Origin of the sequence: Gordonia desulfuricans NBRC 100010, from assembly GCF_001485495.1 — a bacterium.
Classification (GTDB): Bacteria; Actinomycetota; Actinomycetes; order Mycobacteriales; family Mycobacteriaceae; genus Gordonia; species Gordonia desulfuricans.
The window spans coordinates 1-22,584 of the sequence record NZ_BCNF01000115.1 but is presented as its reverse complement, the minus strand read 5'-3'; the positions used below and the strand labels follow the sequence as shown (position 1 = coordinate 22,584).

Sequence of the window (22,584 nt, the reverse complement as noted above, 5' to 3'; positions counted from 1 at the left end):
CGACGACCTCCACGAGACAGGACATCTCCCATGCCCGGACCGCTTCTGAACCAGCAGACCGCCGTGATCACCGGCGCCGCACAGGGAATCGGCTTCGCCATCGCAAAGCTCTTCGTCGCCGAGGGGGCGCGTGTGGTCGTCGGCGACATCGACGGTGACGCCGCGGCGAAGGCCGCCGCCGAACTCGGCGGCACCGAGGTGGCGATCGGTGTGCGCTGTGACGTCACCAGCAGCGACGACGTCGATGCACTGCTCGCCGCAGCCGATTCCGCGTTCGGACCGGTCGACGTGATGGTCAACAACGCCGGCATCACCCGCGATGCCACCATGCGAACGATGACCGAGGAGCAGTTCGACCAGGTGATCAACGTCCACCTGAAGGGCACCTGGAACGGGACCCGCAAGGCCGCGGCCATCATGCGTGAACGCAAGTCCGGTGCGATCGTCAACCTCTCGTCGCTGTCCGGCAAGGTCGGCATGGTCGGCCAGACCAACTATTCCGCGGCCAAGGCGGGCATCGTCGGCATGACCAAGGCCGCGGCCAAGGAGATGGCCCACCACGGTGTGCGGATCAACGCCATCCAGCCCGGACTGATCCGCTCGGCGATGACCGAGGCCATGCCGCAGAAGGCCTGGGATCAGAAGATGGCCGAGATCCCGATGAAGCGCGCCGGCGAGGTCGACGAAGTCGCAGGCGTCGCACTGTTTCTCGCCTCCTCGCTGTCGTCCTACATGACCGGCACGGTCATGGAGGTCACCGGCGGACGGTTCATGTGAGCCGGCCGGAGAACCCCCGATGAGCACCCCCACCCTGCGACGCGCCGCGATCGTCGCCCCCAACCGCACCGCCGTCGGCACCTATGGCGGCGCACTGCGTGATGTCCCGGTCGAGGACCTGGGTGCGGCCGTGGTCAAGGCCACCGTCACCCGCTCCGGGATCGACCCCGAGCGGATCGACGACGTCGTCTTCGCCCAGTCCTACGCCAATTCCGAGGTCCCGTGTGTGGGACGCTGGCTCGCACTGCACGCCGGCCTGCCGATCTCGGTGGGCGGCATGCAACTCGACCGTCGCTGCGGCGGCGGACTGCAGTCGCTGGCGACCGCGGCGATGATGGTGCAGACCGGTGCCGCCGACGCCGTGATCGCCGGCGGCGTGGAATCGATGAGCCGGATCGAGTACTACTCGACCACCCAACGGTGGGGGTCCCGCTCGGGAAACGTCACCATGTACGACCGCCTCGATCGCGGACGTGAACGCTCCCAGCCGGTCTGGCGGTTCGGCGAGATCTCCGGGACGATCGAGACCGCGGAGAACCTGGCCCGCGACCACGGCATCTCCCGGGACGCCGCCGACGCCTACGCCGCCCGTAGCCATCGACGCGCCGCCGCCGCATGGGATGCCGGGAAGTTCGACGACGAGATCGTCGAGATCACCGTCCCCCAACGTAAGTCCGATCCGATCGTCTTCGGCCGGGACGAGGGTGTACGCCCGGACTCCACCCCGCAATCCCTGGCACGGCTACGGGCACTGATGCCCGACGGCGTCGTCACCGCGGGCAACGCCAGCCAGCAGAACGACGCCGCCGCCGCGTGCCTGATCGTCGCCGAGGACGCCCTCGACGACCTGGGCCTCGAGCCGATCGGCTTCTTCACCGGCTGGACGTCGGCCGGATGTGAGCCGTCCCGGATGGGGATCGGCCCGGTCCCGGCGGTGCAGAAGCTCGCCGCGCGGCACGGATTCGATTCGGCCGCAGCACTACTCGACTCGGTCGATCTGGTCGAGCTGAACGAGGCCTTCGCCGTCCAGGTCCTCGCGGTCCTCGACGGATGGGGCTGGAACGACCAGGACCGGCTGAACATCAACGGTTCGGGTATCTCGCTGGGACATCCGATCGGCGCCACCGGCGTCCGGATGACCACCACGCTGCTGCACGAACTGCACCGTCGTGGTGGCGGAACCGGCGTGGTGACCATGTGTATCGGCAGCGGGCAAGGGCTCGCCGCACTCGTGGAGGCAGTGTGACCATGACAGCAGAAACCGACAATCGCCGTCCCCTCACCGGGATTCGAGTGGTGGAGGTATCGAGCTTCGTCGCCTCCCCCCTGTGTGGGCTGACCCTGGCCCAGCTCGGGGCGGAGGTGATCCGCGTCGACCCGGTCGGCGGGGCCGCCGACATCAACCGGCTACCCCTCACCGACGACGGGACCACGTCGATCTACTGGACCGGGCTGAACCGGGGCAAGAAGTCGGTCACCGCCGACCTCCGCTCCCCTGAGGGACAGTCGCTGGTGCAACGACTGGTCACCGAATCCGGTCCCGGCGGCGGCATCCTGGTCACCAATTCCGGTGGTCGAGAATGGATGTCGCACGACACCCTCGCCGCACTCCGGTCCGACGTGATCACCCTGGAACTGCTCGGCGGCTCCGACGGCTCGCCCGCCGTCGACTACACCGTCAACGCCGGCCTGGGGTTCCCGCTGATCACCGGCCCGCTCAGCCACGACGGTCCGGTCAACCACGTGTTGCCCGCCTGGGATGTGGTGTGCGGACTGTATGCGGCGCTGGCGGTCACCGCCGCCGTCCGACGACGCGACGAGACCGGCAGCGGCACCCGGATCCGGCTGCCGCTGGAGGACACCGCGCTCGCGGTGGCCGGCACCCTCGGATATCTCACCGAACCGCAGGTCAACGCACAGAGCCGGCCGGCCACCGGCAACGACGTGTACGGCACCTACGGCACCGACGTCGTCACCGCCGACGGCGACCGGTTCATGCTGGTCGCGCTCACCCCCCGACACTTCCGGGATCTCGTGCGGCTCACCGGGACCGAGTCGGTGATCGAGTCACTGCAGCAGGCGCTCGACGCGGACTTCGCCCGCGACGCCGACCGCTACACACATCGCGCGGTACTCAATGCCCTGTTCGGCAAGTGGTTCGCCGATCACTCCACCGACGAGGTCACGCAGGCACTGGCGGCGTCGTCGGTGCTGTCGGAACGCTACCGCAGCTTCGACGAGGTGGTGGCCGCGGGCACACTGACCGCCAATCCGCTGTTCGCCGAGCTGGATCAGCCCGGGATCGGCACCTACCTGGCCGCGGCGCTGCCTGCCACCTTCGACGGCGAGTACTACGCGACGGGACCGGCGCCGCAGCTGGGTGCGGATACGCCGGCCCCGTGAATGCGGTTGGCCGCCTTCACTCGTCGATGAAGGTGGCCACCTCCGACAGATCCGCACGATCGGTGCGGTAGCCGTTGATCGGATGCTCGGCATCGGGGTACCCGAACGGGATGGTCACCAGGATCTTCCGGTCCTCACCGATACCCAGGTACTCCCGCACGAACGGGCTGTACCCGGCCACCGCGGCCTGCGGGACGGTGCCGAGCCCCAGGCTCTGCGCCGCGAGCAGGAACGTCGAGACGTAGAGCCCGCCGTCGACGGCACCGTAGGTCGCGTGCTGCGCGTCGGTGGTGACGATCGCGACGTGCGGTGCATCGAAGAACCGGAAATTCTGCAGCATCTGCGCGGTCGACGCCGCACGGTCCCCCTTCTCGATCCCGACGGCATCGTAGAGCTGCCAGCCGCTTTCGCGGCGACGATCCCGATACACACCCTGGTACTGACCGGGCGCCTCGAAGTCGAAGGCCCCTTCTGCCCCAGTGGCGACGTGGGCGCTCAGCGCCTCCCGGAACCGGTCGGTGGCCGCCCCCGACAGCACGATGGTCTGCCAGGGCTGGGTGTTGCACCAGGACGCCGTCCGCTGTGCCATCGTCAGCAACTGTTCGACGACCTCGCGGGGCACCGGATCGGGCCGGTACGACCGGCAGCTCCACCGCTGCGCGAGCAACTGATCGAGTACCTCGGCCCGCTCCCCAGCCACGGGTTCGATGAGAGAGTCCGTCATGGCGTTACAGCGCACCCTTTCCCGCGTCGCCGGCGGGGATCGCGGTGAAGGTCTTGACGTCCAGCGGTCCGGCCAGCGAATCGGCGATCGCCGCACCGAGTTCCGCCAGCGCCGGCGCACCACCGTGCACCTTGAGCGCGTCGGCGGACTCCCACTTCTCGATCATCACGAAGTCGGTGCCGTCGGCGGCCTGGTGCAATGCGTACAGGTCACACCCGGGCTCGCCGTGCACCTTGTCGATGGCGGCCAGGATGGCGTCCTTGACGGCCTGCTCCTTGCCGGGTTGCGGGGACAGGGTGGCGACCACGATCACTGCGGACATCGGTACCTTCACCTTCGGTAGTTGAATGGAACTGCGCTGCAACGCTACTCCGCGTGCGTCCGGCAGCGGAAGGGATCGTCAGAGGCCCATGTCCCGGCCGATGAGGTCCTTCATGATCTCGGTGGTACCGCCGAAGATGGTCTGGATTCGCACGTCGGTGTAGGCGCGGGCGACGCGGTACTCGTTCATGTAGCCGTAGCCGCCGTGCAGCTGCACGCACTGGTCGATGACCTTCTTGCCCAGCTCGGTGCACCACCACTTGGCCTTGGCCGCATCGACGGCGGTGAGCTCACCGTCGACCACGGCGCGCAGGCAGCGATCGATGTACTGCTCGGCGATGTCGAGTTCGGTGGACATCTCGGCCAGCGTGAACCGATTGGCCTGGAAGGTGCCGATCGGACGGCCGAAGGCCTTGCGGTCCTTGGTGTACTGCACGGTCTCCTCGAAGACCGCACGCGCACCGGCGGTGGCGCCGATGGCGATCGACAGTCGCTCCGACGGCAGGTTCTGCATCAGGTGGTAGAAGCCGCGGCCCTCCACGCCGAGCAGGTTCTCCTTGGGCACCCGGACATCGGTGAAGTGCAGTTCGGCGGTGTCCTGCGCCTTGAGGCCCATCTTGTCGAGTTTGCGGCCACGCTCGAAGCCCTCCATCCCGCGCTCGACGACGAGCAGCGAGAAGGCCTTGTGCCCGGCGGCGGGATCGGGATCGGTCCGGCACACCACGACGACCAGGTCGGAGTTGATCCCGGACGAGATGAAGGTCTTGGAGCCGTTGAGGATGTAGTGGTCGCCGTCGAGGCGGGCCGAGGTCTTGATGCCGGCCAGGTCGCTGCCCGCGCCGGGCTCGGTCATGGCGACGGCGAGGATGGTCTCACCGGTGGCCATCCCCGGCATCCAGCGGGCCCGCTGCTCCTCGTTGGCCAGGTGCAGGAAGTAGGGCACGAGCACGTCGTTCTGCAGACTCAGGCCGGGCGCGGCACCGCCGAAGCGGGCGAACTCCTCGACGACGACGGCGTTGAAGCGGAAGTCGTCCTCCACGCCACCGCCGCCGAACTCCTCGGGAATGTTGAAGCCGAGCAGTCCCGCATCACCGGCCTTCTTGTAGGCCTCCCGGTCGACCTGGCCCGCGGCATCCCACTTCTCGACGTTGGGTGCGCATTCGCGGGCGAGGAACTCGCGGGCGCTCTCGCGCAGCTGCTCGTGTTCGGGCTCGAAGACCGTACGCTTCATCGTTGCTCAGATCCGTTCGATGTCGGGGCGGCCCACACGCCGACCGAAATTCGCGGGTGGCAGGCCTACTTATCGCTCGCTAACTTGTAACACGTTGATGTGACCCAGATCAACATCCATCCGATCGCACCCTGTCACTCGATCGACCGACCAGCACAGATGATGAACTAGGATCTTCGGATATGGCCCGCGAGAGGAGATCGACACCGTCACGCTACGCGCGTGTGCGATTCCTCGAGGCCGGACTGACCGTTCTGGCCGAGGACGGCTACGGCGCCCTCAAACTCGCCGCGGTCTGCACCCGCGCCGAGGCGACGACCGGCAGTTTCTATCACGCCTTCGACAACTGGGCCGAGTTCACCTCGGCCCTGGTCGCCTACTGGCGCGAGGAGAAGAGCCGTCGTCCGATCGCCGAGGCCCGCAAGGTCACCGATCCTCGCGAACGGCTCACCGAGCTCATCCGGGTCGGCCTGTCGCTGCCGCACGACTCCGAGTCGGCGATCCGTATCTGGGCCGCCCAGGATCCCGAGGTCCATGCCCACCAGGAAGAGGTCGACCGCGAGCGACGCGACTTCATCGCCGAGACCTACCGCGAGGCGATGGGCGACGACACCGATGCCGAACGGTTCGCCACCGTCTCGATGTACCTGCTCGTCGGCTACGAGAGCGGGACCCTGCGTTCCTTCGATGCCCTGGACTTCGGCATGCGCACCTTCCTCGCGTTGGCGATCGGCCGGCTCGACGACGATGCCGCCCCGGGTTCGGGCCCGTCGACTCCCGAGAACTGAGCAGCAGCACCCATCACAACCCTTTCATGGTGTGACCCCTTGCACATAAGTGTAAGTCGACTTACAGTCGAGGGCAGATCGTTGCCGAGGAGGCCCCATGCTCACCATCGACCGCAATCACGGTCTCGACGCCGAAACCCGGTTCGCCGAGATCTACCGGAACCTGACCGTCTACGACTTCCCCTGGGATATGAACCAGGCCCTGAGTTTCGCGCTGTTCCGCACCTACGCGGTGCCCAGCGTCGGCCGGCTGCTGGCGCAGACCGCGGAGTTCACCGACAACGTGCAGCGCCGCTACGACGACACCGCCCTGCTCCTGGAAGTCCCACTGCTGGAGGGATTCTCGAGCCCCGAGGGCAAGTCTGCGATCCGCCGGATCAACCAGATGCACAAGCGCTACGACATCAGCAACGACGACATGCTCTACGTGCTGGCCACGTTCGTGGTGGTCCCCAAACGGTGGATCGACTCCTACGGCTGGCGCAAGCTGACCTATGACGAGGTGGTCGCCTCGGTGCGGTACTACCAGACGCTGGGCAAGCACATGGCCATCACCGACATCCCGGACACCTACGAGGATTTCGCCCATCTGATGGACGACTACGAGCGCGAGCACTTCGCCTTCGACGCCGACGCGGTCAAGGTCGCCGACTCGACCCTGGGCCTGCTCAAGACGTTCTACCCCAAGCCGCTGGCACCCGTCATCGACATCTTCAGCCGATCGCTGATGGACGAGCCGCTGCTCGATGCGTTCCACTACCGGGAACCCGGCCGCCTCGCCCGCCGGCTGTCGGTGGCCGGCCTGCGGGCACGCGCCCGCTTCGTCGCCCTGCTCCCGTCGCGCCGCAAGCCGCTGCTGGTACACGAGATGCCCCGAATCCGCAGCTACCCCAACGGTTTCGAGGTCTCACGCCTCGGCACCTTCGCCCCCGGCTGCCCGGTGGCACACTCGTCCGCCAAGGCCGGCTGATCCAGCGGACCGACCCTCAGTCGCCGCGCATGTCCCGGCACTCCACCGCCGACAACGCGATCCGCACATAGTCCCGCGCGGTCTCGGTGGGGGTCCGGGGGCCGTCGGGGCGGTACCAGGTGGCGATGCCCTGGCACATGGTGAAGATCGCACGGCGCGCCGAGTCCGGGACCGGAGTGGCGAAAATACCTGTCCGACAACCATCTTCGATGGCCGAGCGTAGCAATCCGTCGATCCGGTCACGGTGTCCGGCGTAGCGGACCCGGTTCTCCGGCGTCAGTGAGCGTCGTTCTGAGTCGAGGAAGGCCAGGTCCCGATAGGTCGCCATGTAGAGCGCGGTGGCCTCCACCACGGCACTGAGCCGGCGCACCGGATCGTCGCCGGCGTCGGCGAGCGCACCGTCGATGTGGCCACCGACGGTGGTCATGGCGTGTTCGAGAAGCGCGACGAGGATCGCCTGCTTGTTCTCGTAGTGGTAGTACAGCGCGGGCACGGTCACCCCGACCTCACGCGCGATGGTGCGAACGCTGGTGGCGTCGTAGCCGTGCTCGACGATCTCGGTCAGGGCAACCTCGAGGATCCGGGGCAGTTCCATCGGCGGGTAGACACGCCAGTCCGGCACCGTGGCCTCAGCGGATACCGCATCGGTCATGCGTTCCTCCTGCCTCGGCTCGTCGCTTGTCAAAGGGCCATCCTAACCCCGCGCCAGATCGGTCAGGAATCGAGAAGTCCCGGACCCCACCACACTCCTACCGTCGAGGACATGACCACTTCACTGACCTCCGCACTCGATTCCCTGTCCCTCGGCGTCCCGGATGTCGACGCCGCCCGGTCGTTCTACGACGCCGCCTTCGGCCTCGACGACCGCCTGCGGCTGCACGAGTCCAGCGCCCCCACCAGCGGTTTCCGCGGCTTCTCGATCTCGCTGGTGGTCGCCGAACCGGCCGTCGTCGATTCCTTCCTCATCCCGGCGATCGAGGCGGGCGCCGAACCGCTCAAGCCGGCGTCGAAGTCGTTCTGGGGTTACGGCGGCGTGGTCCGCGCCCCGGACGGTGCGATCTGGAAGGTGGCGGCGTCGTCGAAGAAGAACACGGGCGCCCCGCTGCGCCGGGTGGACGATGTGGTGCTGCTCGTCGGCGCCGCCGACGTGGCCGCGTCCCGGGAGTTCTACACCGGGCACGGGTTCGCCGTCGCCAAGGGTTTCGGCCGCAAGTATGTGGAGTTCGCGGCCCGGGACGACGCGGTGAAGCTCGCGCTGTACGGGCGCAAGGCCGCGGCCAAGGACGCGGGGGTGAGCGCCGACGGTTCGGGGGATCATCGTCTGGTGCTCGGCTGGACCGCGGGCACGTCGGCCACCGATCCCGACGGCTTCGTTCTGCAGGCCGGGTGATCGGGCACCCCGCAGCCCTTTCACACCGCACCCGTCACGCCCGGATCGTCGCCGCGCCTGGTACCGAGGGGATGCCGAAGAGATCGCCGATCCCGATCAGCCCGGACCCGGTGGTCACCTCGGCGCCCTTGGGTGTCACGGTCAGGGTTCCGCTGCGGCCGGTGTTCAGGTTGATCCAGCCGACCTGCATGGGCAGTGAGTAGGTCGCACAGACGCGCGGGTTGAGCGATGCGCACATCGTCCCGAGGGTCATCGTCAGGACTCCCGGGCCGGTCACGGTGACGCGCAGGGTCTCCACGCCGAAGGGGAACGGGTCGGACAGCCACAGGTAGGTCGACGGCACGTCGATGCTGATCTGTTCCGCGGGTGCAACGCGCGGTGGCGCCGCCTGCGCGGGCCCGGCGGTCGTGACGATCCCGGTGACGAGTGCGGTGGCGGCGATCAGGCCGACGCCGATCCTGCGGAGGTACATCGCACGGGGGTACATCGCACGGGGATGCGGCGTGGCGGTGACGTTCATATGGTCCTCCGGGTCGGGTTTCCCCCTGTCTGTCGGATCGTTCGGGCCGTCGGTGTCGTTAACACTGCTCATGGTCGTCGCTGTTCAGGACCGGCCTCCACGCCGGCGACGTCGACACCGCGATCGTCCGAGGCGGTAGCGTGTCTCACCGAACACCGCCGACGAAGGGATTCGCGGGCCGATGGGTGACGAACCGATCGCCGATCTCGAGAACGAGCTCGCCGATCTCTGGCGCCAGGGCCGCGACCGTGCCCGACGACGGGCGCGCGCCATCGAGCCGCGTCTGGATCCCACGCACTATCTGCTGCTGACCGTTCTCGCGCGGCACGAGTCGGTGCCGATGTCGGAGCTGGTGACCGAGTTGGGCCTCGACAAGTCGACGGTGACCCGGCAGGTGGACACGATCGTCCGGATGGGACTCGCCGAGCGGCATCCCGATCCTCGGGATGCCCGGGCGCGGGTGGTGTCACTCACCCCGGCGGGCCGGCACAAGTTCGAGACGGTGATCGCCACGTTCGTCCAGGAGTGGCGTGACCAGCTCGCCCAGTGGGATCCGGACGACATCCGCACCCTCACGCGACTGCTGCGTCGACTGTCGGCGGTGCGCACGAGTGAGCCTGCACACGCAGCTCCGGATTTGCCCGATTCAGACGAATCCTGAGGTCAGGGAATACTTCCAGATAGTTGCGGGTTGCATCCATCACGCTTATAGTTGCGTCGTTCAACTATTCGCCGCGCACTTCTCAGCGCACCCGAAGCGACGACCGACCACCATCGGCGCCGTCAGCCCCGGCCCACGGCCCCGCCGCGAGGTACGAACAGACCTTCTGGAGGTTTCCGCATGACAGCAACCGCTGCGCAGCGCCCCGACGCCGCTGCCGGCGACAACACCCCGATGACCCACGGCCAGAAGATCCAGGCCCTGGTGGGACTCCTCCTCGGGATGTTCGTCGCATTCCTGTCCTCGACCATCGTCTCCAACGCGCTGCCGGTGATCATCACCGATCTGCACGGCAGCCAGGACCAGTACACCTGGGTGGTCACCGCCACCCTGCTCGCCTCCACCGCCACCACGCCGCTGTGGGGCAAGCTGTCGGACCTGGTCAGCAAGAAACTGCTGGTCCAGGCGTCCCTGGCGGTGTTCACCCTCGGATCGGTGCTGGCCGGGTTCTCCCAGTCGGTGGGCATGCTGATCGGCTTCCGGGTGGTCCAGGGCCTCGGCCTCGGTGGCCTGCAGGCGCTGGTCATGATCGTGATCGCCTCGATGTTCAGCCCGCGTGAACGCGGTCGCTACCAGGGTCCGATCGCCGCCGTCATGTCCCTGGCGATCGTCGCCGGACCGCTCCTCGGCGGCGTGATCGTCGACACCAGCTGGCTCGGATGGCGCTGGACGTTCTACGTCTGTGTCCCGCTCGCCGTCATCGCACTCGCTGTGATCCAGCGGACCCTGAACCTGCCGGTGATCCGCAAGGAGGTGTCGCTGGACTACCTCGGTGCGGTCCTGATCGCGGGCGGCGTCAGCACCCTGCTCATCTGGGTGACGCTCGCCGGCAAGAACTTCGACTGGGTGTCGGGGATGTCGTTCGGCCTGGTCGTGCTGGGTCTGGCACTGCTGGCCATCGCGGTCTTCGTCGAGTCGCGCGCCAAGGACCCGATCATCCCGCTGCACCTGTTCCGCGACCGCACCATCAGCCTGGCCACCATCGCCAGCATCTCGGTCGGCGTCGCACTGTTCGGCGGCGCGGTGTTCCTGGGACAGTACTTCCAGATCGCCCGCGGCTACTCCCCCACCGCCGCAGGTCTGCTGACCCTGCCGATGGTGATCGGTTCGATGATCTCGGCCACCGTGTCCGGCCAGCTGATCACCCGCTTCGGCAAGTGGAAGCGCTACCTGGTGGTCGGGGCGATCGCGATGGCCATCGGCTTCGGCCTGCTCGGCACCATCGACGCCCACACCAACATGGTGGTCATCGGCGGCTACCTGTTCATCGTCGGCCTCGGTATGGGTATGACGATGCAGAACCTGGTTCTGGCAGTGCAGAACAACGTCGAACCCGCCGAACTCGGCTCCGCGACCTCCACGGTGACGTTCTTCCGTTCACTCGGTGGTGCGGCCGGCGTCTCGGTTCTCGGTGCCGTCCTGTCCAACCATGTGACCGACCTGATCAAGCAGGGCCTCGCCGCCGTCGGGATCGATCCCGGACAGACCGGCGGTGCCGGCCTGGCCAACCTGAACGAACTGCCCGGCCCGATCGAGGCCATCGTGCGTGGCGCCTACGGTGACGGCACCGCCCGGGTGTTCCTCATCGCCGGGATCATGGCCGCGATCAGCCTGGTCGCCATCGTGTTCATCAAGGAGGTCGCGCTCAAGACCGAGAGCGTCGACGAGCAGCGGATGTCCGAGATCGCCGACGGTGCAACCCCTTCGGCCACCGACGACGGACATGATGATCGCCGGCCCGAGCTCGTCGCCGTCCTCGAGACCACCGACGACCCGGGATCCGACGCCGGGGTCACCCCCGCACGCGATCACGGCGAGGCCACCACGGTGAGGTGACGATCGCGAAAAGTGCACGGGAGCACCATCTCCCGAAGTGCACCCGGTGAGCGACACGCTCACACCGACGGACCGGTATGCGATTCGCATACCGGTCCGTCGGTGTCCGGGCCCAACCCGTTCCGCGGCGTGCCGACGACGACGGTCGAGATCTCGACCGGTGGATCATCCGGACGGCATCTCCCCCATCGCCGCATACAGGCAGTCGACGAATGCCGCCTCGGCCGGATTGGCGGATTCGGTTGTGCGGGCGATCATCAGCGCGGTGGTCACCTTCTGGACCAGCGGCCGGATCGCGATGCGATCGGTACCGAACCAGGACACCGACTCCGGCAGGATCGAGAGCCCCACCTCGGCCGACACCAGCCCCAGGACGGTCTCGTGGTGGATCGCCTCCTGCACCACCCACGGCTCGGCACCGCACTCGGCGAACAGCCCCCAGATCTGGGCGAGGTAGGCCGGCATCAGGGTCTGCGGGAAGAGGATGAGCCGTTCCCCGATCAGGTCGCCGATGTCCACCTCCGCCTGGTCGGCCAGCCGGTGATGGGTGGGCAGGACCACCACGAGGGCCTCCTCCACGAGGGGTTCGACGCGTAGGTCCTCCACCCGTCCACCGGCGCGGATCAACCCGAGATCCAGGCGACCGGCCTGCAGGGCGTCGATCTGCTCGCGTGTGGTCAGCGGCGAGAGATCCACGCGGACATGTGGATTGAGGTCGCGAAACCGGCGCAGGGCAGGCGGGATGACCGTCCCCGACGCGGAGCTGACGAAGCCCACCCGAATCCGGCCGCGCCGACCCGCAGCATGGTCGCGCACCTCCTCCACCGCGTCGTCGAGCGAGGTGAGTACCGCGCCGACCCGGTCCAGGAAGAGCCGCCCCTCCTCGGTGAGGTCCACCCGGCGGGTGGTCCGGTCGAACAGTCGCGCCCCCACCTCCCGTTCGAGGTCCTTGATGTGCGAGGTGAGCGGTGGCTGCGAGATGTGCAGCCGGGCGGCGGCCCGCCCGAAGTGCAGTTCTTCGGCGAGGACCTGGAAGTAGCGCAGGTGGCGGAGCTCCATAGGCATTATTCTGCCACCCAGAACAATCTCTTCCATATGGGTATTTCTCTTTTCCCAATCGCCAGCGTGTACTCGAGGGACACCCACCCCCGAGTCGAGAGCACGAGCCACATGTCCACCCGAACACCCCACCGCGATGGGCACGTTCCCCGGTCCGGTGTCATCCGCGGCGCCGACGTGCCGCTGCAACCGTGGCGCAACGGTGCAGGTGTGACCCGCCGGATCGCCACGGGCGGTTCGACGACTGCCCCGGACTGGACGCTGAGCATCGCCGAGATCGAGGCAGCCGGTGATTTCTCCCGATTCGACGGATTCGAGCGCACCGCGCTGATCCTCGGCGCCGACCCGGTCATGCTGACCGTCGACGGCACCGACCATCACCTCGTGCATCTCGACCGCATCCACTTCTCCGGCGACGACGAGGTCGCCGGAGAGCCCACCCACGGCACCACGCAGATCCTCAATCTGATGGTTCGCCGAACATTCGGCCGGGGCGATCTCACCCTGCAGAACGTGCGCGGATCTGTTGAGCTCTCGGCGGAGGGCACCGTCGCCTACCTGGTGCTCTCGGGCTCGTTACGCACCGCCGACGACGCACTGGAGCCGCTCGACACCATCCTCGTCGGGTCAAAGGCCGTCACCGTCCACGGAACGGGCACCGTCGCCCGCGTCCATCTTCATCCCACAGCAGCATCGGAGGACTGATCCGTGAGCACCGCATCCACTGCGACGGTCAGCGGCCTGATGGCCGAGATCGCCCACATCGGCACCGACCCGGCGCGCGGCGGATACAGCCGTCCGGTCTACTCCGCCGCGGAACTCGAACTGCGCGAATGGTTCCTGTCGGCCGCCACCGAACGGTCGCTGGAGATCGAGACCGACCGCAACGGCATCATCTGGGCATGGTGGAACCCGGCGGGACTCGCCGTGACCGACGCCGTGGTGACCGGTAGCCACCTCGACTCCGTCCCCGGCGGCGGGGCCTTCGACGGTCCGCTCGGTGTGGCGTCGGCGCTCGTCGCCGTCGACGAGCTGACGGCCTCCGGTCTGGTACCGAGCCGTCCGCTCGCCCTCGCCGTCTTCCCGGAGGAGGAGGGTTCACGATATGGACTGGCCTGCCTGGGATCCCAGTTGATGACCGGTCGCGTCAGCCGTGAGCGCGCCTGGGCGCTCACCGGCGCCGACGGCGAGACCTTCGCCGATCTCGCCACCCGCAACGGTCTCGATCCGCGCTACATCGGCCGCGACCAGGAACGGCTCGACCAGATCGGGTGCTTCGTCGAACTCCACGTCGAGCAGGGTCGCGGCCTCGTCGACACCAGCTCGGCCATCGCGATCGGGTCGGCGATCCTCGGCCACGGCCGCTGGCTGCTGTCGTTCCGCGGCCAGGGCAACCATGCCGGCACCACCCTGATGACCGACCGCCACGACCCGATGATCGCCGCCGCGGCAACGGTTCTCGATGTGCGACGACTCGGTGCGGCGGTCGACGGGGCCCGCGCCACCGTCGGCAAGCTCGACCCGGTTCCCGGCGGCAGCAATGTGATCGCCTCCCGCGTGGACGTCTGGCTCGACGTCCGTCACTCCGACGACGCCGTGGTGGCCGCACTGGTCGCCGACATCGCCGCGGCCGCCCGGGCCCACGCCCTCGCCGAGAACTGCGAATTCACCCTCACCGAGGCGTCGATGAGCCCGCGCGTGGACTTCGACCCGCAGCTGCGCGGCCGGGTCTCGAGCGTCCTGCCCGACGCACCGATCCTCCCGACCGGCGCCGGCCACGACGCCGGGGTGCTCAAAGACGAGATCCCCACCGCGATGCTGTTCGTGCGCAACCCTACCGGGGTCTCGCACTCCCCCGAGGAGTACGTCGAAGACCCCGACGCCGACGCCGGTGGCCATGCCCTCGCCACCGTCCTCACCGACCTCCTGTCCTGATTCCTCTCACCCCATGCGTTGTCCCACTGCAGTTCTCGAAGAAAGCGAAGTGACATGACCACCACCACAACCCGATTCCTCATCGTCGGCGGCGGCCTCGAGGGCCTCGCCATCGCCTGGTCGCTGGCCGATCAGGGCGAGACCGATGTCATGGTGGTCGAGCGCGACACCCTGTGCTCGGGCATGACCGGTAAGTCCAGCGGTGTGGTCCGCTGCCACTACGGCAATCCGTCGCTGGTCGCGATGTCGTGGTACGGCGTCGACATCTTCACCCGCGCAACCGAACTCTTCGGTGACGACATGGCCTTCCAGCAGTGCGGCTACGTCGTCGGCGTCGGCGAGAACAACATCGCCCCGCTCGAGGCCAATGTCGCGATGATGCAGGAGATCGGCGTCGACGTCTCGCTGATCGGCCACGACACCATGGCCGAACTGTGGCCGGGCCTGCACCTCGACGACTTCGCCGCCTTCGCCTACGAGCCCCTCGGCGGACGTGGCGAGGCCTACATGGCCGGCATGGCCTTCGCGGCGGCCGCTCGCCGGCTCGGTGTCACCATCAAGCAGTCCACCCCCGTCGCCGAACTGCTGCAGGGCGAGGACGGTCGCGTGATCGGCGCCCGCTTGGCCAGTGGCGACGAAATCCACGCCGACACCGTGATCGTCGCCGCCGGCCCGTGGACCCCGGCCCTGACCGCGGGGGTGGACGTCGACGTGGACGTCCAGGCCCAGCGCGCACAGCTGATCCTGGTCGACCAGGGGGCACCCACCCCGGTGGTCCCGGTGCTCTCCGACCTCGCCGGCCTGTCCTATATCTGCCGCGAGCCCAACGGCGAACTGCTGGTGGGCAACTCCGATCACTCGGCCCCGCAGTACATCGACCCCGACAACTACATCAACCGTGCCGACGAGAGCACCGTCGACAAGGTGGTCATGAAGCTCGGCCACCGTCTGCCGGACATGCCCGACCCGCGGATCACCAGTTCGTATGTGGGCGCCTACGACGTCACCCCCGACTACAACCCGATCATCGGCCCGTCGCCGGTCGACGGCCTGTTCCTGGCCACCGGCTTCTCCGGGCACGGATTCAAGATCTCCCCCGCCGTCGGCAAACTCGTTGCCGACATGGTGCTGACCGGCACCACCACCCTCAAGCACGTCGACCCGCAGGACTTCCGGTACTCGCGGTTCGCCGAGGGTGACCTGCTCACCAGCCTCCACCCGTACGAGGGCGCCGGCGAGATGCGCTGAGCGCATGCAACGGTGTCCGCCGGGTGGTTTCACGTGAATCCACCCGGCGGACACCGTCATCGCCCCCGACCCCGACCCCGGAACCTACCGGACGAGTGCGTCGAGGCCGGTCTCGATTCCGGCGAGCATGAGGTCGAGATCGGACTCGGTGAAGGTCAGCGGCGGCGACACCGCGAGTGCACCACCGAGCGGACGCAAGAGCACACCCGCCTCCCGGGCCGCACCGAAGGCGGTACCCACCGCACCCGGATTCCGTTCCAGCACAACGGCCAATGCCGCACGGTTCTCCGGCCGGCTCGCACCGGGACTGCAGGATCAGTTCCTCGACCTGCTCGCGCTGATGATGGCCAAAGCCGATCCCCACACGGGCGAGAGCGCGGTGCGCACGGCACACCGCCAGCGCGCAGTCCTTCTCGTGGAGAAGCGTTTTCGTGATCCCGAGTTCACTGCGCGGGATGTGGCGGCGGAGATCAATCTCTCCGAGCGCTACCTGCAGAAGCTGTTCGCCGACGACGACCAGACGGTGTCGGGCACCATTCGGGGCCGGCGGATCGCCGAGGCCCGCAAGCTGTTGGACAAGAGGGCCGTCACCGGCTCGTCGATCGCATCGATCGCTGCGGCATCGGGATTCGCCGATGCCGCCTATTTCAGTCGGGTCTTCCGGCAGGAGACCGGTGTCTCCCCGACCGCCTACGTACACAGGTCCGCCGAGGACGGAAACCCGTCCCCGGCGGACCCGGACCTCAGCTGATGGCCCCGATCTCAGGTGAATGCCCCGGATCTCACGTGAACGCAAGGTACTTGGTCTCGAGGTACTCCTCGATCCCCTCGGTCCCGCCTTCGCGGCCGAGTCCGGACTGCTTGACCCCGCCGAACGGTGCCGCGACGTCGGAGACGAGGGCACGGTTGACGCCCACCATCCCGCTCTCGAGCCGCTCGGAGACGCGGAAGGCCCGGTCGACGCTCTGCGTGTAGAGGTAGGCGGCGAGTCCGTAGTCGGTGTCGTTGGCCGCGGCCACCACCTCGTCCTCGGTGTCGAATCCCACCACCACGGCCACCGGGCCGAAGATCTCCTCACGCAGGATTCGTGAACCGGCGGCGACGTCGTCGAGCACGGTCGGTGCGAAGAAGGTGCCGGGACCGTCGATGGCATGTCCACCGGTGCGGACGCGGGCACCGTCGTCGACGGCGTCGGCGACGAGGCCGGCCACGCGGTCACACTGTTTGGCGTTCACCAGCGGGCCGATCTGTACGTCGGCCTGGATCGCGGGGCCCACCTGGAGAGCCTCGATGCGGGCGGTGAGCCGGGTGGTGAACTCTTCGCGCACCGCGTTCGCGACGTAGATGCGGTTGGCGCAGACGCAGGTCTGACCGGCGTTGCGCATCTTGGCGACGATGGCGCCGTCGACCGCGGCGTCGAGGTCGGCGTCGTCGAAGACGATGAACGGTGCGTTGCCTCCCAGTTCCATCGACGTCTTGAGGACGTTCTGTGCGGACTGTTCGATCAGCAGCTTGCCGACCCGGGTGGACCCGGTGAAGGTCACCTTGCGCAGTCGGGTGTCGGCGAGGAGCGGGCCGGTGACGGCGGCGGCGTCGAGAGCGGGTAGGACCGACAGCACCCCGGCCGGCAGACCGGCGTCGGCGAGGACCCGCGCCAGCAGGAGCATGGTCAGCGGTGTGTCCTCGGCGGGTTTGGAGATGACGGTGCATCCGGCCGCGAGTGCCGGTGCGATCTTGCGCGTCCCCATCGCCAGCGGGAAGTTCCAGGGGGTGATGGCCAGGACCGGACCCACCGGGACCTTGCTCACCAGGATGCGGCCGTTGCCGGAAGGTGATGCGGCATAACGTCCTTGAATCCGGACAGCCTCCTCGCTGAACCATCGGAGGAACTCGGCGCCGTAGGTCACCTCACCGCGGGCCTCGGTGACCGTCTTGCCCATCTCGAGCGCCATCAGTGTGGTGAAGTCGTCGGTGCGGTCGAGGATCGCCTCCCACGCGGTGCGCAGGATCACCGATCGTTCGCGCGGCGACGTCGCGGCCCAGGCCGCCTGCGCGGCGGCGGCCGAGTCCAGTGCCTTGAGCGCATCGTCGGCGCCGGCGTCGGCCACGGCGGTCAGCAGTTCCCCGGTCGACGGGTTGCGCACCTCGAAGGTGGCGCCGCCGGTGGCCGGGGTGACGGCGTTGTCGATCCAGAGCCCGGTGGGCAAGTCGGCCGGGATACGTCCCAGGTCACCCATGTCTGTCCTCTTTCTGTTGAGCCGACGCCGAATTCGCACCGCTCGGGGTCCGTGACGTCACCTTGCGCACCGGCGGATCATCCGCCCGCGAGAAGGATGGCGAAATCGATTGCAAGAACGTTTGCATATTCATGCTAGGTGTGCTGCTCCGAACCCGTCAACCGAACCGGCACCGCATGCGGCGAGCCCCAGGACACCGCCCGAAGATCCTTCTGCGAGACCTGCTCCCAATCGGGCCGATCCCGGAGAATCCTCCGAATCATGCGTTGTCAAAGAATTATCTTCATTGATGTTGGCTGTGGGATGAAGTTTGTTCACCATTGACGAACCGGCCGATGCGGCGGAGACAACGACGTCCCGCACGATCGGCGGATTGCCGTCGGCAGTGTGCCACCCCCCATTCATCGTCCGTATCCGGACCCGTCACGCCATCACAGGAGCCATTGATGAAGATCGGAATCCCCCGCGAGATCAAGAACCACGAGTACCGGGTCGCGATCACCCCGCCAGGCGTCAACGAGCTCGTCGCTCGCGGCCACGAGGTGATCATCGAGGCCGGCGCCGGGGCGGGTTCGTCGTTCGACGACGCCGGCTACAAGGCGGCAGGTGCCCAGATCCTCGACTCCGCCGACGCCGTCTGGGCGCGGGCCGATCTCGTGCTGAAGGTCAAAGAGCCCATCGCCGAGGAGTACTCGCGGCTGCGGTCGGATCAGGTGCTGTTCACCTACCTGCACCTCGCGGCATCCAAGGAGTGCACCGACGCGCTGCTCGCGGCGGGCACCACGTCGATCGCCTACGAGACGGTGGTGGCAGCGGACGGTTCACTGCCGCTGCTCGCCCCGATGAGCGAGGTGGCCGGGCGCCTCGCGCCGCAGGCCGGTGCCTACCACCTGATGCGGCCGGAGGGCGGCCGCGGGGTCCTGATGGGCGGCGTCCCGGGAGTGGCGCCGGCGAAGGTCGTCGTGATCGGTGCCGGGGTCTCCGGCCGCAATGCCATCGCGATCGCCCACGGCATGAAAGCCGATGTCACCGTGCTCGATCTGTCCATCGCGCGGCTCCGCGAGATCGACAGCCTCTATCAGGGCCAGGTCACCACGATCGTCTCCACCGCCTATGCCCTCGAGCAGACGGTGCTCGAGGCCGATCTCGTGATCGGTGCGGTGCTGGTGCCCGGCGCCAAGGCCCCCACCCTGATCTCCAACGACCTGGTCTCCCGGATGCGCCCGGGTTCGGTCCTCGTCGACATCGCCATCGACCAGGGCGGCTGTTTCGAGGATTCGCGGCCCACCACGCATGCGGAACCGACCTTCGCCGTGCATGATTCGGTCTTCTACTGTGTCGCCAACATGCCCGGTGCGGTGCCGAACACCTCGACCAACGCCCTGACCAATGCCACCCTGCCCTACGTCGTCGCGCTGGCCGACCGCGGATGGCAGGACGCCACCGCCACCGACGCCGGTCTGCGCGCCGGACTGTCGACCCATGCGGGCCGGCTCCTGTCCCAGGAAGTCGCCGACGCCCACGGATACACCGCGGTCCCGGCCTGACGGTCCGCGCCCGGGAACACCTAGCGCCGAACCCGAACCTTCAGTGACACCAGGTGATCTCGCGTGATCGCCGCCGCGGCCACCGGGTCGCCGGCGGCGATCGCGTCGTAGATGTCCTGATGTACCGCCTGGTCATCGTCGTCGCCGTGGTCGCCGCGCGTCCGGAGCATCTCGATCATGGCCTGCCGACTACGCGGGGCGAACTCGTCGAAGAGCTCCAACAAGATCGGATTATGCGCTGCCACAACGATATTCCGATGAAACTCGGCGTCGGTGTCGACGTGGTCGGCGATGTCACCGCGGTGCGAGTCACGAGCCCGGAGTGCCTCCCGCAGCGCACGGAGCTCTCCCGGCGCGGCCCGCTCGGCAGCAAGTGCCGACGCCTCGACCTCGATCGCGATGCGCGCCTCGATGACGGCGATGATGTCGGCGCCGTCGATCTTCCTCGCCCAGTCCGCGGGCACCTCGAGAGCCGTCACGAAGACACCCGCACCCTGCCGGGTGACGAGTACGCCGCGGCCGGCGAGTTGCCGGATGGCCTCACGGACGGTGGAGCGGCCGACGCCGAGTTGTGGGGCCAGCGTGGTCTCACCGGGCAGCTTCGATCCCAGCGTCCACTCGCCGGCGCGGATGCGCTCCATCAGCAGCCGGGCAGCCTGGTCCGCCAGTGGCTCACGGCGCTCGCGGGTCATTCCCCCATCATCGCAGGATCACGATGAGCCAACTCCTCTGAGGAGTGTTTCACTTGTCTGAGGAGTTGTGTTAGCGTCGTCGCCATGCAGTTCTTCGAGCATCTCCTCCTTCGCCGCCACGGCGGGGCCTAGCCGGACCGGCTCCCCGACGTGGGGTCGAAACATCCGCCGGTCCTTTCCACCGACCGACGAAGGACCCTTTCGATGAACCCCACCACGTTCTCCCGCATCGTCACCCCGGCCGGAGCCGTTCCCGACGGCGCCCCGGAGTGGAATCGCCAGCGGCATTCCCAGATGCCCTCCTATCGTTACCGCGACGTGTTCTCCCGCGTCGACGTCCCGATCACCGAACGCGCCTGGCCGACACGGCGACTGACCGCGGCACCGCTGTGGGTCCCGGTCGACCTGCGCGACGGCAACCAGGCCCTGGCCGAGCCGATGGATCCGGAACGTAAACGACGCTTCTTCGAGCTGATGGTCGCGATGGGATACAAGGAGATCGAGGTCGGCTATCCCTCCGCATCCCAGACCGACTTCGACTTCGTACGTCTCATCGCCGAGACCGCGATCGCACCGGACGACGTGACGATCGTGGTCTTCACCCCGGCCCGTCGCGACCTGATCGAGCGAACCGTCGAATCCATCCGCGGGGTCGCCAACACCGTCGTGATCCACATGTACACCGCGACCGCGCCCGCGTGGCGCGACGTCGTGCTCGGTCATGACACCGCGGCACTCAAAGAACTGATCCTGGCCGGAGCGCGGGATGTCCTGCGGTCCGCCGGAGAACTCCCGAATGTGCGATTCGAGTTCTCCCCAGAGGTCTTCAACCTCACCGAACCCGACTACGTGCTCGACGTGTGCGACGCGATGACCGGGCTGTGGGATGCCACACCCGAACGTCCGGTGATCCTGAATCTGCCTGCGACCGTCGAGGTTGCGACACCCAACGTGTACGCCGACCAGATCGAGTACATGCACCGGAATCTCTCCCGGCGTGACGCGGTGATCCTCTCGGTGCACCCGCATAACGATCGTGGCACCGGGATCGCCTGTGCCGAACTGGCATTGCTCGCGGGCGCCGAGCGCGTCGAAGGGTGCGTGTTCGGCAACGGAGAACGCACCGGGAACGTCGACATCGCGACCCTCGCACTGAACCTGCACGCCCAGGGCGTCGACCCGATGATCGACTTCTCCGATATCGACGAGATCCGTCGCACGGTCGAGTACTGCAATCGGATCGAGATCCACCCCCGGCATCCGTATGTCGGCGATCTCGTGCACACCGCATTCAGCGGCACCCACCAGGATGCGATCAAGAAGGGCTTCGCCGAGCACCGTGCCCGTGCGGCCACAGAAGGGAAGCGAGAGTCCGAGATCGACTGGTGCGTACCGTATCTGCCGATCGACCCGGCCGACATCGGGCGCAGCTACGACGCGGTGATCAGGGTGAACTCACAGTCCGGCAAGGGCGGTATCGCCTACCTGCTCGAGACCGAGTACGGCATCGAGTTGCCGCGCCGCCTCCAGATCGAGTTCGCCCGGCACGTCCAGGAGCACACGGAGTCGACCGGCGGAGAAGCCACCGCGGCTCAGATCTGGGACGTCTTCCGTTCGGTCTACCTCGGCGATCAGAGCGCCACCGTCGTGGAACTGCATGCTTTCGACACGTGCGACACCGGCACTACCATCAGCCTTCGCGTCGGCGAGGCCGAGCACCGCAGTGTTCACCAGGGCGTCGGACCGGTGGAGGCACTCACCAGCGCCTTGGCCCGCCACGACATCCACATCGAGGTACTGAGCCTTCATCAGAGCAGCGTCGGCTCCGGAAACGACACCACCGCAATGACACTCGTCGAGTATCGCCGCGGAGACCGACGCAGCTGGGCGGCCGGGACCGATCGATCAGTTCTCACCGCAACTCTTCATGCAGTGATCCGTGCCGCGAATGACGATGCTGCTGTGTCTGACCGGCTCCCGGCTCACGACTCCTGACGCCCGACCCCGGCTCGTGGCGTCCCGCCGCCCGCACTCCTGGCCCCCGTCCCCACTGCCGGCCCGCGTCCCGGCTCCCGGCTCCCGGCTCCCGGCCCGAAACTAGGGGAAGGTTGTCCTTCCCCTAGGTTTGCAACCTTCCCCTAGTTGAAACCCGGGGAAGGTGACGAAAGTAGGGGAAAGTTCACCG

22 protein-coding genes are annotated in these 22,584 nt (G+C 67.7%); 14 read left to right on the top strand and 8 right to left on the bottom strand.

Translation table 11 applies throughout. The features are described from left to right. The first annotated feature begins 30 nt into the window (after positions 1-30). Genes fabG through GD1_RS17920 form a run of 3 tightly spaced genes read left to right on the top strand, consistent with a single transcriptional unit; the run spans position 31 to position 3,180 of the window. The gene (gene fabG, locus GD1_RS17930; protein ID WP_059038629.1) at positions 31-777 is read left to right on the top strand and encodes a 3-oxoacyl-ACP reductase FabG; all 747 of its coding nucleotides are present in this window, start codon (positions 31-33) and stop codon (positions 775-777) included. A 19-nt stretch (positions 778-796) separates the two neighbouring features. Further along, positions 797-2,023 carry an acetyl-CoA C-acetyltransferase gene (locus GD1_RS17925; RefSeq protein WP_202927116.1) on the top strand — a complete coding sequence of 409 codons (1,227 nt, stop codon included), beginning with the start codon at positions 797-799 and terminating at the stop codon, positions 2,021-2,023. Between the two features lie 2 nt (positions 2,024-2,025). After that, the gene (locus tag GD1_RS17920) at positions 2,026-3,180 is read left to right on the top strand and encodes a CoA transferase (RefSeq protein WP_059038628.1); all 1,155 of its coding nucleotides are present in this window, start codon (positions 2,026-2,028) and stop codon (positions 3,178-3,180) included. 16 nt (positions 3,181-3,196) lie between these two features. Here GD1_RS17920 and GD1_RS17915 read toward each other — a convergent pair whose 3' ends face one another. The 3 genes from GD1_RS17915 to GD1_RS17905 all read right to left on the bottom strand — a co-directional run bounded on the left by GD1_RS17915 (position 3,197) and on the right by GD1_RS17905 (position 5,456). Further along, complete coding sequence (locus GD1_RS17915; RefSeq protein ID WP_059038627.1) at positions 3,197-3,904, bottom strand: nitroreductase; 708 nt, start codon at positions 3,902-3,904, stop codon at positions 3,197-3,199. A 4-nt stretch (positions 3,905-3,908) separates the two neighbouring features. Continuing rightward, on the bottom strand, positions 3,909-4,226 hold the full coding sequence (locus GD1_RS17910) for a putative quinol monooxygenase (protein ID WP_059038626.1): 318 nt from the start codon (positions 4,224-4,226) through the stop codon (positions 3,909-3,911). A gap of 78 nt (positions 4,227-4,304) precedes the next feature. Next, entirely contained in the window at positions 4,305-5,456 is a 1,152-nt protein-coding gene (locus GD1_RS17905; RefSeq protein ID WP_020791170.1) for an acyl-CoA dehydrogenase family protein, read from the bottom strand. Between the two features lie 182 nt (positions 5,457-5,638). On the opposite strand from GD1_RS17905, the gene GD1_RS17900 reads away from it, so the two are divergent. Then, positions 5,639-6,244, top strand: coding sequence for a TetR/AcrR family transcriptional regulator (locus tag GD1_RS17900; RefSeq protein WP_059038625.1), 606 nt, complete (start codon positions 5,639-5,641; stop codon positions 6,242-6,244). 97 nt (positions 6,245-6,341) lie between these two features. Then, entirely contained in the window at positions 6,342-7,214 is an 873-nt protein-coding gene (locus tag GD1_RS17895) for an oxygenase MpaB family protein (protein ID WP_053778153.1), read from the top strand. Between the two features lie 16 nt (positions 7,215-7,230). On the opposite strand, the gene GD1_RS17890 is transcribed toward GD1_RS17895, so the two are convergent. Then, positions 7,231-7,866 carry a TetR/AcrR family transcriptional regulator gene (locus GD1_RS17890; protein ID WP_059038624.1) on the bottom strand — a complete coding sequence of 212 codons (636 nt, stop codon included), beginning with the start codon at positions 7,864-7,866 and terminating at the stop codon, positions 7,231-7,233. A 111-nt stretch (positions 7,867-7,977) separates the two neighbouring features. Here GD1_RS17890 and GD1_RS17885 point away from each other — a divergent pair, with 111 nt between their 5' ends. Then, positions 7,978-8,604 (top strand): VOC family protein, encoded by a 627-nt coding sequence (locus GD1_RS17885; protein ID WP_059038623.1) that lies wholly within the window; start codon positions 7,978-7,980, stop codon positions 8,602-8,604. Positions 8,605-8,638: 34 nt separating this feature from the next. Here GD1_RS17885 and GD1_RS17880 read toward each other — a convergent pair whose 3' ends face one another. After that, positions 8,639-9,124 (bottom strand): hypothetical protein, encoded by a 486-nt coding sequence (locus GD1_RS17880; protein WP_059038622.1) that lies wholly within the window; start codon positions 9,122-9,124, stop codon positions 8,639-8,641. 181 nt (positions 9,125-9,305) lie between these two features. Between GD1_RS17880 and GD1_RS17875 the strand changes: the two genes are divergently transcribed. Together GD1_RS17875 and GD1_RS17870 are read left to right on the top strand one after the other, a co-directional pair. Beyond that, positions 9,306-9,785: a MarR family winged helix-turn-helix transcriptional regulator gene (locus GD1_RS17875; protein WP_020790714.1), complete on the top strand. Its 480-nt coding sequence runs from the start codon at positions 9,306-9,308 to the stop codon at positions 9,783-9,785. Positions 9,786-10,019: 234 nt separating this feature from the next. After that, positions 10,020-11,681 carry an MDR family MFS transporter gene (locus GD1_RS17870; protein WP_082366039.1) on the top strand — a complete coding sequence of 554 codons (1,662 nt, stop codon included), beginning with the start codon at positions 10,020-10,022 and terminating at the stop codon, positions 11,679-11,681. A gap of 165 nt (positions 11,682-11,846) precedes the next feature. On the opposite strand, the gene GD1_RS17865 is transcribed toward GD1_RS17870, so the two are convergent. Further along, positions 11,847-12,740 carry a LysR family transcriptional regulator gene (locus GD1_RS17865; RefSeq protein WP_020790717.1) on the bottom strand — a complete coding sequence of 298 codons (894 nt, stop codon included), beginning with the start codon at positions 12,738-12,740 and terminating at the stop codon, positions 11,847-11,849. A gap of 111 nt (positions 12,741-12,851) precedes the next feature. On the opposite strand from GD1_RS17865, the gene GD1_RS17860 reads away from it, so the two are divergent. From GD1_RS17860 to GD1_RS17840, 4 genes are all read left to right on the top strand, one after another. Then, positions 12,852-13,445 (top strand): HutD/Ves family protein, encoded by a 594-nt coding sequence (locus GD1_RS17860; protein WP_059038621.1) that lies wholly within the window; start codon positions 12,852-12,854, stop codon positions 13,443-13,445. A gap of 3 nt (positions 13,446-13,448) precedes the next feature. After that, a complete protein-coding gene (locus tag GD1_RS17855; protein WP_082366035.1) occupies positions 13,449-14,675 on the top strand; it encodes an allantoate amidohydrolase in 1,227 nt (408 codons plus the stop codon). A 54-nt stretch (positions 14,676-14,729) separates the two neighbouring features. Then, positions 14,730-15,923: an NAD(P)/FAD-dependent oxidoreductase gene (locus GD1_RS17850; protein ID WP_020791250.1), complete on the top strand. Its 1,194-nt coding sequence runs from the start codon at positions 14,730-14,732 to the stop codon at positions 15,921-15,923. 127 nt (positions 15,924-16,050) lie between these two features. Beyond that, positions 16,051-16,674, top strand: coding sequence for a helix-turn-helix domain-containing protein (locus GD1_RS17840; RefSeq protein WP_083534352.1), 624 nt, complete (start codon positions 16,051-16,053; stop codon positions 16,672-16,674). Positions 16,675-16,705: 31 nt separating this feature from the next. On the opposite strand, the gene GD1_RS17835 is transcribed toward GD1_RS17840, so the two are convergent. After that, on the bottom strand, positions 16,706-18,160 hold the full coding sequence (locus GD1_RS17835; protein WP_053778147.1) for an NAD-dependent succinate-semialdehyde dehydrogenase: 1,455 nt from the start codon (positions 18,158-18,160) through the stop codon (positions 16,706-16,708). 446 nt (positions 18,161-18,606) lie between these two features. Between GD1_RS17835 and ald the strand changes: the two genes are divergently transcribed. Next, positions 18,607-19,707 carry an alanine dehydrogenase gene (ald, locus tag GD1_RS17830; protein ID WP_059038619.1) on the top strand — a complete coding sequence of 367 codons (1,101 nt, stop codon included), beginning with the start codon at positions 18,607-18,609 and terminating at the stop codon, positions 19,705-19,707. Between the two features lie 20 nt (positions 19,708-19,727). Here ald and GD1_RS17825 read toward each other — a convergent pair whose 3' ends face one another. Then, complete coding sequence (locus GD1_RS17825; protein WP_059038618.1) at positions 19,728-20,399, bottom strand: FadR/GntR family transcriptional regulator; 672 nt, start codon at positions 20,397-20,399, stop codon at positions 19,728-19,730. A 204-nt stretch (positions 20,400-20,603) separates the two neighbouring features. On the opposite strand from GD1_RS17825, the gene GD1_RS17820 reads away from it, so the two are divergent. Continuing rightward, positions 20,604-22,394, top strand: coding sequence for a 2-isopropylmalate synthase (locus GD1_RS17820; RefSeq protein ID WP_059038617.1), 1,791 nt, complete (start codon positions 20,604-20,606; stop codon positions 22,392-22,394). Positions 22,395-22,584 lie beyond the last annotated feature (190 nt).

Bases quoted from the DNA above. Each gene is read 5' to 3' on its own strand.
- GD1_RS17870 (WP_082366039.1), top strand. From the start codon at position 10,020: ATGACCCACGGCCAGAAGATCCAGGCCCTGGTGGGACTCCTCCTCGGG.
- GD1_RS17850 (WP_020791250.1), top strand. From the start codon at position 14,730: ATGACCACCACCACAACCCGATTCCTCATCGTCGGCGGCGGCCTCGAG.
- GD1_RS17840 (WP_083534352.1), top strand. From the start codon at position 16,051: ATGAGGTCGAGATCGGACTCGGTGAAGGTCAGCGGCGGCGACACCGCG.
- GD1_RS17835 (WP_053778147.1), bottom strand. From the start codon at position 18,160: ATGGGTGACCTGGGACGTATCCCGGCCGACTTGCCCACCGGGCTCTGG.
- GD1_RS17880 (WP_059038622.1), bottom strand. From the start codon at position 9,124: ATGAACGTCACCGCCACGCCGCATCCCCGTGCGATGTACCCCCGTGCG.
- GD1_RS17820 (WP_059038617.1), top strand. From the start codon at position 20,604: ATGAACCCCACCACGTTCTCCCGCATCGTCACCCCGGCCGGAGCCGTT.
- GD1_RS17905 (WP_020791170.1), bottom strand. From the start codon at position 5,456: ATGAAGCGTACGGTCTTCGAGCCCGAACACGAGCAGCTGCGCGAGAGC.
- GD1_RS17920 (WP_059038628.1), top strand. From the start codon at position 2,026: ATGACAGCAGAAACCGACAATCGCCGTCCCCTCACCGGGATTCGAGTG.
- GD1_RS17915 (WP_059038627.1), bottom strand. From the start codon at position 3,904: ATGACGGACTCTCTCATCGAACCCGTGGCTGGGGAGCGGGCCGAGGTA.
- ald (WP_059038619.1), top strand. From the start codon at position 18,607: ATGAAGATCGGAATCCCCCGCGAGATCAAGAACCACGAGTACCGGGTC.
- GD1_RS17825 (WP_059038618.1), bottom strand. From the start codon at position 20,399: ATGACCCGCGAGCGCCGTGAGCCACTGGCGGACCAGGCTGCCCGGCTG.
- fabG (WP_059038629.1), top strand. From the start codon at position 31: ATGCCCGGACCGCTTCTGAACCAGCAGACCGCCGTGATCACCGGCGCC.
- GD1_RS17875 (WP_020790714.1), top strand. From the start codon at position 9,306: ATGGGTGACGAACCGATCGCCGATCTCGAGAACGAGCTCGCCGATCTC.
- GD1_RS17860 (WP_059038621.1), top strand. From the start codon at position 12,852: ATGTCCACCCGAACACCCCACCGCGATGGGCACGTTCCCCGGTCCGGT.
- GD1_RS17865 (WP_020790717.1), bottom strand. From the start codon at position 12,740: ATGGAGCTCCGCCACCTGCGCTACTTCCAGGTCCTCGCCGAAGAACTG.
- GD1_RS17890 (WP_059038624.1), bottom strand. From the start codon at position 7,866: ATGACCGATGCGGTATCCGCTGAGGCCACGGTGCCGGACTGGCGTGTC.
- GD1_RS17900 (WP_059038625.1), top strand. From the start codon at position 5,639: ATGGCCCGCGAGAGGAGATCGACACCGTCACGCTACGCGCGTGTGCGA.
- GD1_RS17885 (WP_059038623.1), top strand. From the start codon at position 7,978: ATGACCACTTCACTGACCTCCGCACTCGATTCCCTGTCCCTCGGCGTC.
- GD1_RS17895 (WP_053778153.1), top strand. From the start codon at position 6,342: ATGCTCACCATCGACCGCAATCACGGTCTCGACGCCGAAACCCGGTTC.
- GD1_RS17910 (WP_059038626.1), bottom strand. From the start codon at position 4,226: ATGTCCGCAGTGATCGTGGTCGCCACCCTGTCCCCGCAACCCGGCAAG.
- GD1_RS17925 (WP_202927116.1), top strand. From the start codon at position 797: ATGAGCACCCCCACCCTGCGACGCGCCGCGATCGTCGCCCCCAACCGC.